This window comes from Streptomyces sp. NPDC054849 (assembly GCF_053610945.1).
In genome coordinates, this window is sequence record NZ_JBSGZI010000096.1 from 1 (window position 1) to 12,377 (window position 12,377).

At 72.3% G+C, this 12,377-nt stretch carries 20 protein-coding genes; all 20 read right to left on the reverse strand.

Annotation, left to right across the window (positions count from 1 at the left end; translation table 11 throughout):
- Nucleotides 1-41: 41 nt before the first annotated feature.
- The 20 genes from ACWGIF_RS30395 to ACWGIF_RS30490 all read right to left on the reverse strand — a co-directional run bounded on the left by ACWGIF_RS30395 (nucleotide 42) and on the right by ACWGIF_RS30490 (nucleotide 12,374).
- The gene (locus ACWGIF_RS30395; protein WP_453502277.1) at nucleotides 42-296 is read right to left on the reverse strand and encodes a hypothetical protein; all 255 of its coding nucleotides are present in this window, start codon (nucleotides 294-296) and stop codon (nucleotides 42-44) included.
- 126 nt (nucleotides 297-422) lie between these two features.
- Nucleotides 423-1,004 carry a hypothetical protein gene (locus ACWGIF_RS30400; RefSeq protein WP_453502279.1) on the reverse strand — a complete coding sequence of 194 codons (582 nt, stop codon included), beginning with the start codon at nucleotides 1,002-1,004 and terminating at the stop codon, nucleotides 423-425.
- A 63-nt stretch (nucleotides 1,005-1,067) separates the two neighbouring features.
- Nucleotides 1,068-1,313 (reverse strand): hypothetical protein, encoded by a 246-nt coding sequence (locus ACWGIF_RS30405; protein ID WP_453502280.1) that lies wholly within the window; start codon nucleotides 1,311-1,313, stop codon nucleotides 1,068-1,070.
- Nucleotides 1,314-1,493: 180 nt separating this feature from the next.
- Nucleotides 1,494-2,396, reverse strand: a complete 903-nt coding sequence (locus tag ACWGIF_RS30410; RefSeq protein WP_453502281.1) for an LAGLIDADG family homing endonuclease — start codon at nucleotides 2,394-2,396, stop codon at nucleotides 1,494-1,496.
- 179 nt (nucleotides 2,397-2,575) lie between these two features.
- Nucleotides 2,576-2,740, reverse strand: coding sequence for a hypothetical protein (locus ACWGIF_RS30415; RefSeq protein WP_453502282.1), 165 nt, complete (start codon nucleotides 2,738-2,740; stop codon nucleotides 2,576-2,578).
- Between the two features lie 321 nt (nucleotides 2,741-3,061).
- Nucleotides 3,062-3,322, reverse strand: a complete 261-nt coding sequence (locus ACWGIF_RS30420) for an Lsr2 family DNA-binding protein (RefSeq protein WP_453502283.1) — start codon at nucleotides 3,320-3,322, stop codon at nucleotides 3,062-3,064.
- A complete protein-coding gene (locus tag ACWGIF_RS30425; RefSeq protein ID WP_453502284.1) occupies nucleotides 3,274-3,879 on the reverse strand; it encodes a hypothetical protein in 606 nt (201 codons plus the stop codon). The genes ACWGIF_RS30420 and ACWGIF_RS30425 overlap by 49 nt, the downstream gene beginning before the upstream one ends.
- Nucleotides 3,879-4,175 (reverse strand): hypothetical protein, encoded by a 297-nt coding sequence (locus ACWGIF_RS30430; protein WP_453502286.1) that lies wholly within the window; start codon nucleotides 4,173-4,175, stop codon nucleotides 3,879-3,881. Before ACWGIF_RS30430 ends, ACWGIF_RS30425 begins: the two co-directional genes overlap by 1 nt.
- 261 nt (nucleotides 4,176-4,436) lie before the next feature.
- Complete coding sequence (locus tag ACWGIF_RS30435) at nucleotides 4,437-4,802, reverse strand: hypothetical protein (RefSeq protein WP_453502288.1); 366 nt, start codon at nucleotides 4,800-4,802, stop codon at nucleotides 4,437-4,439.
- 92 nt (nucleotides 4,803-4,894) lie between these two features.
- Nucleotides 4,895-5,575 (reverse strand): GGDEF domain-containing protein, encoded by a 681-nt coding sequence (locus tag ACWGIF_RS30440; protein WP_453502290.1) that lies wholly within the window; start codon nucleotides 5,573-5,575, stop codon nucleotides 4,895-4,897.
- 91 nt (nucleotides 5,576-5,666) lie between these two features.
- Nucleotides 5,667-5,969: a hypothetical protein gene (locus ACWGIF_RS30445; RefSeq protein ID WP_453502291.1), complete on the reverse strand. Its 303-nt coding sequence runs from the start codon at nucleotides 5,967-5,969 to the stop codon at nucleotides 5,667-5,669.
- Between the two features lie 101 nt (nucleotides 5,970-6,070).
- On the reverse strand, nucleotides 6,071-6,484 hold the full coding sequence (locus ACWGIF_RS30450; RefSeq protein WP_453502292.1) for an NUDIX domain-containing protein: 414 nt from the start codon (nucleotides 6,482-6,484) through the stop codon (nucleotides 6,071-6,073).
- A gap of 75 nt (nucleotides 6,485-6,559) precedes the next feature.
- A complete protein-coding gene (locus ACWGIF_RS30455; RefSeq protein WP_453502293.1) occupies nucleotides 6,560-7,933 on the reverse strand; it encodes an AAA family ATPase in 1,374 nt (457 codons plus the stop codon).
- An 81-nt stretch (nucleotides 7,934-8,014) separates the two neighbouring features.
- Nucleotides 8,015-8,650, reverse strand: coding sequence for a hypothetical protein (locus ACWGIF_RS30460; RefSeq protein WP_453502294.1), 636 nt, complete (start codon nucleotides 8,648-8,650; stop codon nucleotides 8,015-8,017).
- A gap of 86 nt (nucleotides 8,651-8,736) precedes the next feature.
- Nucleotides 8,737-9,423: a hypothetical protein gene (locus ACWGIF_RS30465; protein WP_453502295.1), complete on the reverse strand. Its 687-nt coding sequence runs from the start codon at nucleotides 9,421-9,423 to the stop codon at nucleotides 8,737-8,739.
- Between the two features lie 96 nt (nucleotides 9,424-9,519).
- Nucleotides 9,520-9,903 (reverse strand): hypothetical protein, encoded by a 384-nt coding sequence (locus tag ACWGIF_RS30470; RefSeq protein WP_453502296.1) that lies wholly within the window; start codon nucleotides 9,901-9,903, stop codon nucleotides 9,520-9,522.
- Between the two features lie 110 nt (nucleotides 9,904-10,013).
- Nucleotides 10,014-10,592, reverse strand: coding sequence for a hypothetical protein (locus ACWGIF_RS30475; RefSeq protein WP_453502297.1), 579 nt, complete (start codon nucleotides 10,590-10,592; stop codon nucleotides 10,014-10,016).
- A gap of 107 nt (nucleotides 10,593-10,699) precedes the next feature.
- Nucleotides 10,700-11,182: a Pycsar system effector family protein gene (locus ACWGIF_RS30480; RefSeq protein ID WP_052876090.1), complete on the reverse strand. Its 483-nt coding sequence runs from the start codon at nucleotides 11,180-11,182 to the stop codon at nucleotides 10,700-10,702.
- A 93-nt stretch (nucleotides 11,183-11,275) separates the two neighbouring features.
- Complete coding sequence (locus ACWGIF_RS30485; RefSeq protein ID WP_453502299.1) at nucleotides 11,276-11,662, reverse strand: hypothetical protein; 387 nt, start codon at nucleotides 11,660-11,662, stop codon at nucleotides 11,276-11,278.
- 106 nt (nucleotides 11,663-11,768) lie between these two features.
- On the reverse strand, nucleotides 11,769-12,374 hold the full coding sequence (locus ACWGIF_RS30490) for a hypothetical protein (RefSeq protein ID WP_052876088.1): 606 nt from the start codon (nucleotides 12,372-12,374) through the stop codon (nucleotides 11,769-11,771).
- Nucleotides 12,375-12,377 lie beyond the last annotated feature (3 nt).

Genomic DNA, 12,377 nt, shown 5'->3' on the forward strand with positions numbered 1-12,377 from the left:
CTCCCGGATCGAGTCCGGGCGACGGGGGCCGCTTCGTGCGTTCAGGCGCCCAGGTCAATGTCGGGTGGGAGGTCGCGTCCGGCGAGGGCGTGGGTGAGAAGGCGGTACGGCGTCGTCCAGGCACCGTGAATCCGGGACCTGGCGCAGTGGAGCGTGCTGGTGAGGGCGGTCTCGGTGCCTAGGTGGATGACGACCAGAGCGATGGGGTCGGCGTCCGGCTGCTGCTTGGGGAGCGGTCGGCCGCGCTCCAGGCCGTGCTCGCCGATCCGTACGCGGCGTCGCCACGGCCGGTCCATAGGGCCGGCCTTCGGCGGGGGGGGCGGGCATGGCGGTGAACTCCGCGACCGCCTTCTGGTCGCCGGGGTGCAGGGGCCCTGTGCCGTGTCCGCAGCAGCGGTAGCGGGCCGTCACGAGTGCGGCCGTCAGCGGCCCCGCCGTGTCCGGATCCGGTGGCGGAGGGAGGCGCGCTCTTCGTTCTCCTCGATGGCGTCGGCGAGCAGTTCCTCGAGCTCGGTCATGTGCTCTTCGGCGAACCACTGGGGCTGGTAGTCATCGCCGTGGCACACCGGGCACAGGTGCTCATGGCCGTCGAACTCGTGCCACGGCGCGCAGCCGACGTCCTGGCAGTCCGGCTGGGTGGGGTCCTCGCCGATGCCGGAGCAGTACGGGCAGCGGGTAAAGCGGTAGTCGATGGGGGCGCCGTGGTGGAGGTCGGAGTGGAGCTGGGCGAGGCCGCGGACCCCGAGCTCGCGCAGCAGCGCGTCAGCGGCGAGGACCTGGCGGTCGATGCCGGTGTCGAGGTGGTCGGCGAGCATCTGGACGGTGGTGCACCAGGCGAGGGTGGAGCGGTCGACCGGCACGGCGTAGCTGCTGGCCCACGGGTCGGTGGGGCCGGGGTCGGTGGGCGGCGGGGCCGGCGCGGTGAGCGGGATGCCCAGGGTGGTGAGCTGGGCGGTGACGTCGGCGGTGCGGCGGGTGAACTGGTCGAAGACGGTGGTGGGCATCGGCCCTCACATTCGACGGGGCCGCCGGGATCGTGGTGGTCCCGGCGGCCGGAGCGGGTGGGGTCAGCGGGAGACCGAGGTGAGCGCGGCCTTGTGGCTGTCGCGGTGCGCGCTCTGCGCCGGTTCGGCGAGGACGCGCAGGCCATGGGGCTCGCCGACCGGGCCGCAGGAGCTGCACACCACGGCGTAGTTGCGGCGGCCGGTGCAGCCGGAGTCGGCGTCGCGGGGCTTGCCGGAGGGCCGGACGGCGTGGGTGCATTCGGTGCCGTCGGGGTGGAGCGGGGCGATCTTTACGCTGATGCGGGCCATGGGCTTCGGCTCCTGTTCGGGTTCGGGGAAGGGCAGCTGGTGGAGCGCGGCCGCAGGGGCGCGGCCCCGGGTGGGGTGCGCCGGGGGGCCGGGGGCTCGGTGCGGGTGAGCGCGGCCTCGGGGAGGAGACCGAGCTGTCCGGCGGCAGCCGCGCGGGCGGCGAGGACGGTACGGCGTTCGTCAAGAAGAAGAATCCGCATGTCCTGACTGGGGCTCATTGCGCCTGACGGTCGGGCGTCCGCTCTTGGCCCGCGGAATAGAAAGCCAGGCCTCGAAAAGGGCCCGCTTGCGGGCAAGGTGGGGAAGGGCCGTCGATGGATACAGGAGGCCGTAGAGCTTTCTCAGGGAAGCCTGCTCCTGGATGCCGACCTTGTAGATCTCGCGGCCGTGGATGTGAGAGACGAGCTCATGGGCCTCACACCAGCGGTAAAAGGAGGCCGCGAGCGCCTCGGAGGCAGTGTTCAACTCGACGCGTAGGTCCGGCCGCTGCTGTCCCCGGCGGCTCTGCGTCAACGACACTGTCCCATCCCCGTCAAGGAGCCCTCTGACGAACGCGGCTTCGTACTGGGGCTGGATTCGGAGGGGCCAATCGATCAAGAAGCTCTTCGCCGTGACCAGCCCGAGCGAGCGCAGTTGCTCGGCTGCGCGAGACGACGAGAAGCAGATACGCCAGTGCTGGCCAGCGTTCTTGACCCGCACCCCACCAGGCTGTGCGATCAGCTCTGCGATCGTCTCAACAAGATCCAGGTCCTTCGAGCAGACCTCAACGGTGTTGCCTCGGTCTAGGTACCCGTCAGCCCAGATGATCCCAAGGACCCACGCCATGTCGCCCGACCAGTCGTCGAAGAAGTGGTCGTTCCACGGGTACCTGAAGAGCGGCTTGGTCTCCCCCCTTCGAGCTCGCTCACGAAACTGTGTTCGCATGCTCTTGGGCTGCCCATCGGCGATCCTGCCATGTGGTCCTCGAAGGATGCGGCCGTCTTCCTCCGCCTGTTTCGCTCGACGGGACCGAGATCGGATCGCCATGCACTGTCGGCAGTCGCTCTTCCCGGTAGGGCTGATGTACTCGTTGTCACCGGCCACCACGTGACCTCTCAAACAGACTCTTTCCACATTCACACCGTTCTTCGTCCCACCTGCCGCCGCGTGCGGCTGCAGAAGGCCATCGCGTCCGGGAAACCCGGCACCTACTCCACAGCCGGCCCACGTTGCTCTCGGGCCCGGCGTGCAGATAGCTCGGGTGGGGTAGCGACTCGGCTCCGTCACTCACTGCCGGAGGCTTGGCCGTGCTCGAACTCGTCGAGCACAGCGGTCAGCTCACCAGGGGTATCCGCCCAGCCGACCCAGGCGCCGGTCTCGGTCCACACCTCCACCTGACCGGTGTCGCCGTCGATGTAGTGGAGGTGGGGGCCGCAACGCTCGATCACCGAGGCGAACAGAGCGGCTGTCGCGGTGAGCTGGGGAGCGGGCTGCAGGACTTCGAGGCCGAGACGATCAGCCAGAGCGGCTCGTCCGGAGTCCGGGGGAGCCGAAGGTAGCCGGTGACACGGAGCTGGTCTCCGGGGATGAGCTCGTGCAGCACGAGGTAAGCCATGGCCGGGTCGTCGACGCGGCACGGCAGGATCATCTCCTCGATGCGCTCGTCGGTCGGGGAGACCGTGAGGCGCAGCCGGCCGTAGTCCGGTCCGGGTCGCCGGGCGCGGGCTTCTCGTCCAGGAAGCCTTCGAGGGTTATCGCGTCGTCCATGGTCAACCAGCCTTCCGCGCCAGCGTCGGGTGTGCGGCGTCGTACGCTTCCAGGACCTGCTTGCGCACCATGCCCTGGTCGGCGACCTGGTGGCCGTGGTTGCGCGCCCACGTCCTGATGGTGGCGAGCTCCTCCCGGGTGCGGCCGCTGCCCAGGCCCGCGCGGATCGGGGTGGGTGCGGCGGCGGCCGTGGTGGTGGTGCGGGTGCTGGCCTTCACGGTGCGCAGCTCCTCCTGCGCCTTCTCCAGGGCGGCCTTGGCCATGGCGACCTTGGCTTCGGCCTCGCGCTGTGCGGCCTCGCTGTCGCGGCGCTCGGACGGGCGGCGCGGCCGCGTACTCCGGCGGCCGGGTGCGCGGCCGCCCAGTCGAGCAGCTTCTGCACGGCGTTGGTGACGGGCAGCGCGACGACCGGGACGTCGATGACCGGGGAGGCAGCGGCCGGGCGGGGCAGGCCGAGGACCCGGTCGGCGATGAGGTCGCTGACCTCGGTCTCGGTCAGTCCGGTGGCCTCGCGGATGGCCTGCTCACTGTCGCCGTTGTTGTGCATGGAGATCGCCACGGACTCGTGCGCGGACAGGGCCGGGGCGGCCGGGGCGTTCGTCAGGGTGGGTGCGTCTCCGGTTTCCGGGATGAGGGGGAGCAGGGCGGTGAGGGTGTCGGGGTCGGTGGGCAGCCCGAGGACATCCAGGAGCAACGCCATGTCGTCCTTGTCGCAGGAGCTGCGGGCGGTGACCCGGGCCGCGGCGGCGAGCTGCTGCGCCGGGTTCGGGTTCAGGGGGAGCGACTCGGCTTCGAGGGCCTCGGTCCAGTCGGTGAACATCACGCGGCCTTGCCGCTGGCGACCAGCGCCAGCACGCGCAGATTCGAGGCCGCTTGCGCCGGGGTGATGGGTTCCTTCCAGCGGTTGTACGGAGCGGGCCGGGTGGGGATGCCTTCCAGCTCCAGGCGGGCGAGGGCCAGTTCGCGGGCGGTCGGCGGCACGACGCGCGCCGCGCGCGCCCGCTCCCTGCGGAGCCGGTCCTGTTCGGCCACCACGCCGACCCAATCCTCGCCGAGCCGGTCCACGAGCTGCTTGCGCAGCTGCGTGCGGTCGCGCTTGGTGGTCGCCGCCCACACCCCGGTCTCGGTCAGGCCGGGGTTGGCCAGCGCCCACTTCAGGCAGTCCTTGACGATCGGGCAGCCGGAGCAGGCGTGCTTGGCCTTGGCGAGTGCCTTCTCCCGGGCGCGGGGGGGCCTCGTCGGTGTTGCGGATGTCCTCGATCGAGAACAGGGCCGGGCTCGTACGGCAGCGCAGGGCCTGGTCGGTCTCGGGGAAGGGGACCCTGTCGTCGGCCACGATGATGGCCGGCGGCTGCGGGGCGCCGGTGCGGTTGCGGCTCATGAGGTGCCCTCCGGGGCGAGGTGAGGGAGCTGGAGAAGGACCTGGTCCATGAGGTCCTGCGGTGGGCGCCACGGTCCGAGCTGTCCGTGCAGCCACGGGATCGGCAGCGCGAGTTCGTGGACGTCGGAGAGGACCAGGTGGAAGGCATCGGGCTGCGCCCAGCGCGAGCACGGCGCGACCCCGGCGGCGTCCTGGTGGCAGTCGGTGAGGCGGGCGACGCCGATCACGGCCCGGGTGTGCAGGGCGCGGCCGCGGATCGCGGTGGCGACCAGCGGGTCGCGCATCGGGGCCCGCTCGGTAGCCTGCCCGGCGTGGAGCAGCAGCCAGCCGCGCCAGGACCAAGGGGTCGGCCTGTTCTCCACGTCCTTCCCGGCGAGGATGCAGGTCGTCCAGGGCTGCCGGATCGTGATGCCCCGGATCTATGCGCCCGGGTCGGCGGTGGGGGTGGTGTCGCTCATGCCGCCCGTCCCAGGGAGTTGGTGCCCGGCCGTCCGGCTCGGCGGCCGTTGATGGAGGGCACCGTGGCGTGCTGCGGCCCGGCGAGCACGGCGCGGCCGGTGTGCTTGCCCGCGTACATCGCGGCGTCGGCGGCCCGCTGGAGCACGCTCAGGTCCGTCGTGCCGAGGACGTCGAGGGAGGCGGCGCCGACCGACGCGGCGACGTCGACCAGGGCGCCGTCCTCGACCTGTACGGGCTGCGCGAGCAGCTGCGTGAGCTGGGCAAGGCGGAGCTCGCGGCGGGCGGGTCCGATCCGGACCGCGACGGCGAACTCGTCGCCCCCGAGCCTGCCGACCGCGCCGCGGCTGCCCGCCCAGGCAGCGAGGCGCTCCGCGGTGGCGGCCAGGACGCGGTCGCCGGCGGCGTGCCCGCCGGGCCCGTCGTTGATCTGCTTGAAGTAGTCCAGGTCGACCAGGACCACCAAGGCACTGTCGCCGTACCGGTCGGTGATCTGCCGGACCTTGGCGGTGTAGCCGTCGCGCCCGAGCAGACCCGTGAGCGGGTCGCGGCGGGCGGCGGCGAGCTTGCGGTGCAGGCTGACCGCGTGCAGAGTCCAGCCGGTCAGCGGCACGGCGAGGCTGGTGATGAGCAGGGCACGTTGCCCGAAGGGGGCCTGTAAGCGCACGGTGGAGGCCATACTGGTTGCTCCCTCTCTCGTCTTGTACGGGATGGGTAGGCTCGAGGCAGGCGACGGTTTCCACACCTGGTGCGCCTGCCTCGGGGCGTATCTACAGCTCGTAGGGCTTCTTGCGGGTCCAGCTGTCCGGGTTGGACCAGCGGCCGGCCTTCGCCGCCGCCCAGTCCAGCTCCCAGCCGTCGCGGACCCCGCGCGCTCCCCAGCCGCCGTCCTGCTGTCCGGGGACCTCGAGTCCGGCCTGCCGCGCGGCGAACGCCGCGTCGTAGACCTGGTGGGCGCGGGCCAGGGCCTCGGTGACCGAGGCCGCCCTGCCGGTGAAGACGTGCACACCGCGCTGCGCCCGGTCGTTGGTGTGTATCGGGACGTCCACCTCATAGAACTCCAGCTGCGGCATGACGCCCTCTCCTTCCTGTCGCTGGTCGTGGCGGAACACCGCGGCCGCCCCGGCCGTGAGACCGGGGCGGCACGGAGGAACGCCGCGCTCGCGCGGGAGGATCAGCGGTTCGCGGCCGCCACGATCTCGGCGTGGTCGAACGCGAGGTCGGGGAGCGCGTCCAGGGGCCACCAGCGGGCGGCGGTGGCGTCGTCACCGGCCGCTGGCTCCACCAGCGACGGCAGGGTGGCCGTGTAGGCGACGCTGACGTACCGGCCGCGCGCCTCACGGCCGGCAGCGTCGAAGGCGCCCACCTGCCGCATGTCGGCGGCCGGGATCGTGATGCCGGCCTCTTCCTCCAGCTCGCGCACGGAGGCGTCCAGGCTGGTCTCTCCCTTGTCCACGTGTCCGCCGGGCAGCGCCCAGCAGCCCGCGTGCGGGTCCCAGCCCCGCTCGATCAGCAGGACGTGCCCGGCGGCGAACAGGACGACGTCGGCGGTGTAGCGGATCGTCTCGTCGGTGGTGTCGGTGCTCATCAGGTGCTTCTCCTGGTCTCGAAGGAGGCCGCCCCGGCCGGTGGGCCGGGGCGGCGCGGGAACGTCGGCGGGTGGTCAGGCCGGGACGGGGGCCGGGGTGTCGAGTTCGGCACCGAGCAGCAGGCCGCGGATCGACTGCTCGTACTCGCCGGTGCGGATCCGGTCGAACATGAGCTGACCGGCGACCAGGCAGCGCGCCCGCAGCTGGATCAGGGCGACGGCGTGCGGGTCGGCTCCGGCGGCGGTCGCGGCCTGCGCGGCGGCATCCCCGGCGAGCTGGTTGGCCGTCTGCAGGCCCGCTTCGCGCCGGGAGTACCGCGCCCGCCAGTACGCCCAGGAGGTCAGGGCCCGGGTCTCGTCCACCCGCGTCTCCCACGCCTTGTACGTGCGGCGCGTGCCCTCAGGGTCGGCGGCCCACTCCGTGGCCCACTGCCGGGCGAGGTCGGGCAGCTGCGCGAGGACCGCCAGGACCTGCGCGCCGCGATGCCCGAACGCACGCCACGCCTCGACCTCGCGGACGACGCGGACCTGGTGGGACATCAGCCAGTACGGGGCGAAGTCGTTGCCCCAGTTGCCGGTCTCACCGAGCGGCTCGACCTCCCACAACCGCACCGGCCAGCGCTCCTCCAGGCGCTCCAGGATCTCGCCGGGCCGGGTGTACATGTGGAAGTACGAGAACGGCTTGTCGGTGTACCACCTCTCGCCGGGGCTGGGGTGGTCGATGGTCTCGCCGATGTGGTCGGCGAGGTTGACGGTCGGGATGGTCTCGCCCAGGCCGCTGTAGTACGCGGCGAGGCGGGGGGTGGTGGGCGGGACGGTGCCGTCGGGCCGGGTCGCCATGTAGTGGACGACGGGCCGGGCGCTGCGTGCCATGAGGATTCCTCCGGATCGAGTCGGAACGTGCGCGTGGGGTCGGGTCAGTTGCGGGCGCCCCGGCACAGGGCGCCGGAGGTGGCGAGGAGTTCGGAGGCCAGGTGCACGGCGGCGAAGCCTTCGCGGTGGAGCTGGTCGGAGCAGCTGGTGGTGCTCGCGCACGATGTCCAGGGGGACCACGCGGTCTCGGCCGGCGTTCTGTGCCTCCACCGTCGCCAGCGGGACGTCGAACAGGACGGCGACGGCGGGCCGCTGCCAGTAGCGGGCGCGGGCGAGCAGACCGGCCCTGACGTGCGGGAGGACGTTGGTGGAGTCGACCAGCGCGCTCAAGCCCCGGGAGAGGCGGGCGTCCAGGAGCAGGTTCTGGATCTCGGCGGCGACCGGCGTCGCGGACTGGTCGGCCTCGGAGTCGGTGGCCAGGCGCCGGTAGACCTCCAGACAGATGCGCCAGCTGTCCGGGTAGCGGGCGGCGAAGGTCGACTTGCCGCTGCCGGGCGGGCCAACCAGGGTGCAGAGGACGCCCGCGGGGAGGTTCAGCAGGTCGTCGGCCGGGAGCGCGGTGGGAGTACGAGGCAACGGGTGCTCCTTGCAGGATGGGCTGACGGGGCACCGCGCCGCCCCGGCCGGGAGGCCAGGACGGGACGACACGGTGCGCGGTCAGGCAGCGGCGTTCTGCGCGGTGGCGGCGGTGCCGGCCTCTTCGCGGGCGGCGGCGGCTTCGGCCTGCCGGTTCTGCCGGATGACCTTGCCGACGATCTGCCCGGTGACCTTCGCGGCTTCGTCTTCCATCTCGGCCTCGATCCGGTACAGGCTGCGGGCCTTGCCCTTGGGCAGGACGTGGGTGCCCATCTCGTGCCGGGTCAGGGCGATGCGCCGTTCCAGCGAGCCCTTGCGGCACAGCTGGTCGACCTCGACGAACGCCCAGACCAGCGTGGCGCCGATCTCGCGCGGGCGGCGGCGCAGCCGCTTGGCGTTGATCAGGACCCGGATCGTGTTCTTCGGGGCGATCACGGTGAGGGAGTACAGGTCATCGGGCTTGGCGGTGAAGCTGAGGCGCTTCTCGGCGTAGACGTTCTCCGGGATGCCTGCGGCCGCTCCCTGCGCTGCGGCGGCGAGGCCGGGGATCTTCTTGGGGGAGGTGACCACCAGTTCCACGGCCGTCAGCGGGCGCCGGCCGAAGTGCTCCTTCACCAGGCGCTGCGCGGTGGTGACGGTGTCGTTGATGTCCGCGGTCAGACGGCGGGAGGTGAACAGGCCGTCGCGGATGACGGTGATCTGCGTGGGCTGCGACATGCGGGGGCCTTCCGGCTCGATCGGGTGGGGCTGATTGACCACCGCACCGCCCCGGCCGCACGGGCTGGGGCGGAACGGGCAGTCCGTCAGACCGCGTGAATGCCGGTGAGGTCGTCGTCCAGGACCTCGTCCTTGTCACCGTCGACGTTGCGGTCGGCGGTGGCCGGGACGGCGGGAAGGCCGGCGGCGCGGGCGGCGAGGTGGTGGCGGATCTGCTCCATGCCGGTGATGCGCACCGGCTGCTCGCCGTCGCCGGTCAGCAGCGTGAAGTGGTGCTTGTACTCGCTCCTCTCGGCGCGGTGGTGGAGCACGACGCCGGGGGCGAGGTAGAAGGTGGCCTCGCCGTCCTCGTAGCCGCGCCACCGGTTCTCGTCGCCCAGGAAGTTGTCGCTCTCGTCGATGCGGATGGCAGCGCTGGCGGCGCGGTGTGCGGCGTCCTCCTCGGTCGCGGCGGTGACCTGGGCGAGGGCCTCGTCCAGCGTGGCGGCCGGGGCCGGGGCCGACCGGCGAGTGGAGGGCAGCGGGCTGCGGGTCCGCATCAGGCGGCGCAACGGGGCGAGGACGAGTTCGGCGAGCCCGTCGATGGCGAGAGCCCCGACGACGGCGACCGCTCCGGCGAACGCGATGCGGGAGTCATCGGACCAGGCGACGGGGGCGAGCTGGTAGCCGAGGTAGGCACCGGCCGCGCCGCCGATCAGCGCGGACGTCATGCTGACGCCTTCGATCATCGTGTTGGCGACGCTGTTGGCCGTCTGGCGCAGGGTTGCGGTCATGATGATGGAACTCCTTCTTCTGTCAGTGCGCTCTGGGAGGGGGAGGAGTACTGCTCCGGGGCGGCCGGGCCCGACGCCAGCGGCCGCCCCGGGCGCTCAGCGGCCGGTCGTGTGGGCGGCGGCGGTGGTGCGGACGGTGTCGGCGAGCAGCACGGTGAGCTCGTGGCCGTGGTCGACGGCGTCCTCCAGGCGCTCGATGAGCTCCGGGGCCAGGCCGCGGGTGCGGGCGCCGGTCAGCAGGCCCTCGAGGTAGAGGACGTCGGCGAGGACGCGGCCGCGGACGTCCAAGACGCAGGGCTGCACGTGCAGGGCGTCGGTGTTCTTCTCGGTGGCGCGGACCGCGTGGTCGGCGGCCTCGGTGTACGCGGTCTCGGTCTGCTCGGTGAGGAGCGCGTCGACCTGGGTGGTGTCGCCGTAGGCGCGGCGCCATCCGAAGCGGGCGGCGGCGGCTTCCATCAGGGTGCGGCGGGCGAGGGACACGGTGACCTCCGGGGGAGGGCCGGTCGTCCGGTCTCGGCTGACCGGGCGGACACCGCGTCGCTCCCGGCCGCCGGAGAAGCCGGCGGGCGGGAGCGCGCGGAGAGCGCCGGTCAGCTCTCCGGGAGCTGGCGGGCGTAGTAGGAGACGTAGTCGCTGTACTCGCTGCGCTCGGTGCGAAGGACGTCGGGCTCGTCGGCCGCCAGCTGCTGGAGCGGTCCACGATCCAGTCGTTGCTGCGCTGGAGGGTGAGGCGGATCAGATCCAGGTAGGACAGGTAGAGCTGGACGTCCTTGTCCTTGTGGCGGGCGCCGCGCACCCAGGAGTGCAGCCGCTCGCGGACGGTGTCGTCGTCCGGGCGGGCGGGGATGTCGCGGGGCAGCGCCCGGCAGGTCGTGGCGTGCTCGTTGGCGACCGTTGCGGCGTCGGCAACCGTAGCGCGTGTTGTAGGTACGCTCGCCGTTCTCGCGGGTGGCGTAGTGGCAGCCCAGGCAGGCGATCGAGTAGTAGGTGCCGTACTTGCCGTCGTCGGTGGTGAAGACGAGGACGACCGCGTGCGCCTGGTTGTAGTAGCGCTGGGCGATGGTGACGCCCTCGGGCGTCCAGGTCTCGCCGATCTCGGGCCACGGCTCGGGCTCGACGGCCGGCAGATCGACGGGCTCGGGGCGGCGGGTGAACAGGGTGAGTGCCATGGGCTACTGCTCCTTGTCGGTGTCGGGACGTGCGGCGGGGTGAGCGCGCCGGGCCGCGATGGCGGCCACGGCGAGGAGGACCAGGACGAGCGCGTACGGCCAGCTGCTCATCCGGTGACCGCGAGGACGGCGGCGACCAGGAGCAGGGCGAGCGCGGCGAGGATCGTGTCGACCGCGAGGGCGAGACGGGCGTACTTGGCCACGGCGATGGTCGACAGGGCCTTGATCCGTGCGGGGCGCGTGTCGTCGTCCATGGAGGCCCGGATGGTGGCGGCGTCCAGCTGCGCCCAGTGCGGAAACGACCCGGGCGCCGGGGTGCGGCCTCCGAGGTTGGGCCGCACGACCAGGAGCAGCAGCACGGCGGCGGCCGCGAGCGCGAGGCCGGCGGCGCCGCCCACGAGCTGGGCGGGCAGGGGGAGTTTCTTGTCGGCGAGGCTGGCGAGTCCGGCGAGGACCGCGCCGTTGAAGGCGAGTAACAGCGATGCCTTGCTGTCGGTGCGGGCGATCTCGCTGGTGACCGTGGTGCAGGCCGTGTCCAGGTTCTTGCCCGGGTCGCTGGTCAGCTGGGCGGTGTCGGTGCCGAGGGTCATTTCGAGGTCCCTTCCGGCCGGGCTGTCCGGCTCCCCGCCGCCCTGCCCGAGCCGGTGGCGGCGCGGGCAGGGGGAGGCAGTCGTCAGACCGGATCAGCGGACCCAGCGGCCGTCCCGGATGGCGACGGTGCCGTCCTTGAGGGTGAGGTCCGTGATGAAGCACGACAGCGTGGTGCCGTCCAGCGCGCGCCGGGTGTAGTCGGTCGTCCAGACGTCCTCGCCGTCGCGGTTGCCGAAGAGGTAGACGCGGGTGTCGAAGGCCGGCTCCAGTGCAGCCGCCGCGTTCTCGGCCCGGGACTGGTCGGGCAGGACGATCGTGCCGCAGGAGTCGTTGAAGCCGATGAGGAAGAGGTCGCGGACCTCGAAGCCGCGTACGTCCAGCACGCTCATGACCGGTTCCATCGAGCCGTGGGTGTAGACACCGTCCGGATGGGTCTTCACCCAGCGGCTCTGGCCGAACCGGCTCATGTCGTACGCCATCGTGCACTCCGTTCGTCGGTGGCTCGCCTGGCCGGGCTGTCCGGCTCCCCGTCACCACCCGGCCCGCAGGGTCGCGGGGCGGGTGGATAAGGCAGCCGCCAGACCGTCAGCGGGCGGGGTGGTTGTGGGTGTGGGTGTGGATGTTGATGCGCGGGCGCAGGGACAGTCCGCGCAGCGCGAAGACGCTGCCGATCGTCCAGGCGAGGATGGCCAGGGCCGCGGCGACGGGGCGGCTGGCGGCGGGGGAGGCGTCCCACACCATCAGCACCGAGCAGACGCCGTGCGCGATCCACGTCAGCCGGGCGCCGACCGCGCCGGTGAACCAGGCCAGGCCGAGGGAGACGGCGCCGACGCCCAGCCAGATGAGGAACGCGCTGGAGGCCGTGAGCGGAAGGCCGGCGGTGTGCGCGGTGAGGTAGGCGTGGACCGGGTCGGCGACGGTGGCGGTCCACTGGGTGAACCAGGACCAGTCCTGGTGGTGGTACCAGTCGATGACCTTCGGCACGCCCCACTTGAGGGTGAGGATCACCGCGATCACGCCGACGACGCCGAAGGCGGCGATGGCTCCGGCCGGGACGTCCTGGGTGGTGCGGATCGGTTCGGTCCGTGGCGCGGACGGCTGTCGGGGGCGGGGGATGCGCTGGCTGTCGTCGATGGTCTCCAGCGGCGGAACGCTGGGGTCGGGCTTGCGGGGCTGGTTGGGCTCGGTCACCGG

Excerpts from the sequence above, each read along its gene's own strand:
- ACWGIF_RS30395 (WP_453502277.1), bottom strand. The coding sequence starts at position 296 with ATGGACCGGCCGTGGCGACGCCGCGTACGGATCGGCGAGCACGGCCTG.
- ACWGIF_RS30400 (WP_453502279.1), bottom strand. The coding sequence starts at position 1,004 with ATGCCCACCACCGTCTTCGACCAGTTCACCCGCCGCACCGCCGACGTC.
- ACWGIF_RS30405 (WP_453502280.1), bottom strand. The coding sequence starts at position 1,313 with ATGGCCCGCATCAGCGTAAAGATCGCCCCGCTCCACCCCGACGGCACC.
- ACWGIF_RS30420 (WP_453502283.1), bottom strand. The coding sequence starts at position 3,322 with ATGGCCAAGGCCGCCCTGGAGAAGGCGCAGGAGGAGCTGCGCACCGTG.
- ACWGIF_RS30425 (WP_453502284.1), bottom strand. The coding sequence starts at position 3,879 with ATGTTCACCGACTGGACCGAGGCCCTCGAAGCCGAGTCGCTCCCCCTG.
- ACWGIF_RS30440 (WP_453502290.1), bottom strand. The coding sequence starts at position 5,575 with ATGGCCTCCACCGTGCGCTTACAGGCCCCCTTCGGGCAACGTGCCCTG.
- ACWGIF_RS30445 (WP_453502291.1), bottom strand. The coding sequence starts at position 5,969 with ATGCCGCAGCTGGAGTTCTATGAGGTGGACGTCCCGATACACACCAAC.
- ACWGIF_RS30450 (WP_453502292.1), bottom strand. The coding sequence starts at position 6,484 with ATGAGCACCGACACCACCGACGAGACGATCCGCTACACCGCCGACGTC.
- ACWGIF_RS30460 (WP_453502294.1), bottom strand. The coding sequence starts at position 8,650 with ATGTCGCAGCCCACGCAGATCACCGTCATCCGCGACGGCCTGTTCACC.
- ACWGIF_RS30465 (WP_453502295.1), bottom strand. The coding sequence starts at position 9,423 with ATGACCGCAACCCTGCGCCAGACGGCCAACAGCGTCGCCAACACGATG.
- ACWGIF_RS30475 (WP_453502297.1), bottom strand. The coding sequence starts at position 10,592 with ATGGCACTCACCCTGTTCACCCGCCGCCCCGAGCCCGTCGATCTGCCG.
- ACWGIF_RS30480 (WP_052876090.1), bottom strand. The coding sequence starts at position 11,182 with ATGACCCTCGGCACCGACACCGCCCAGCTGACCAGCGACCCGGGCAAG.
- ACWGIF_RS30485 (WP_453502299.1), bottom strand. The coding sequence starts at position 11,662 with ATGGCGTACGACATGAGCCGGTTCGGCCAGAGCCGCTGGGTGAAGACC.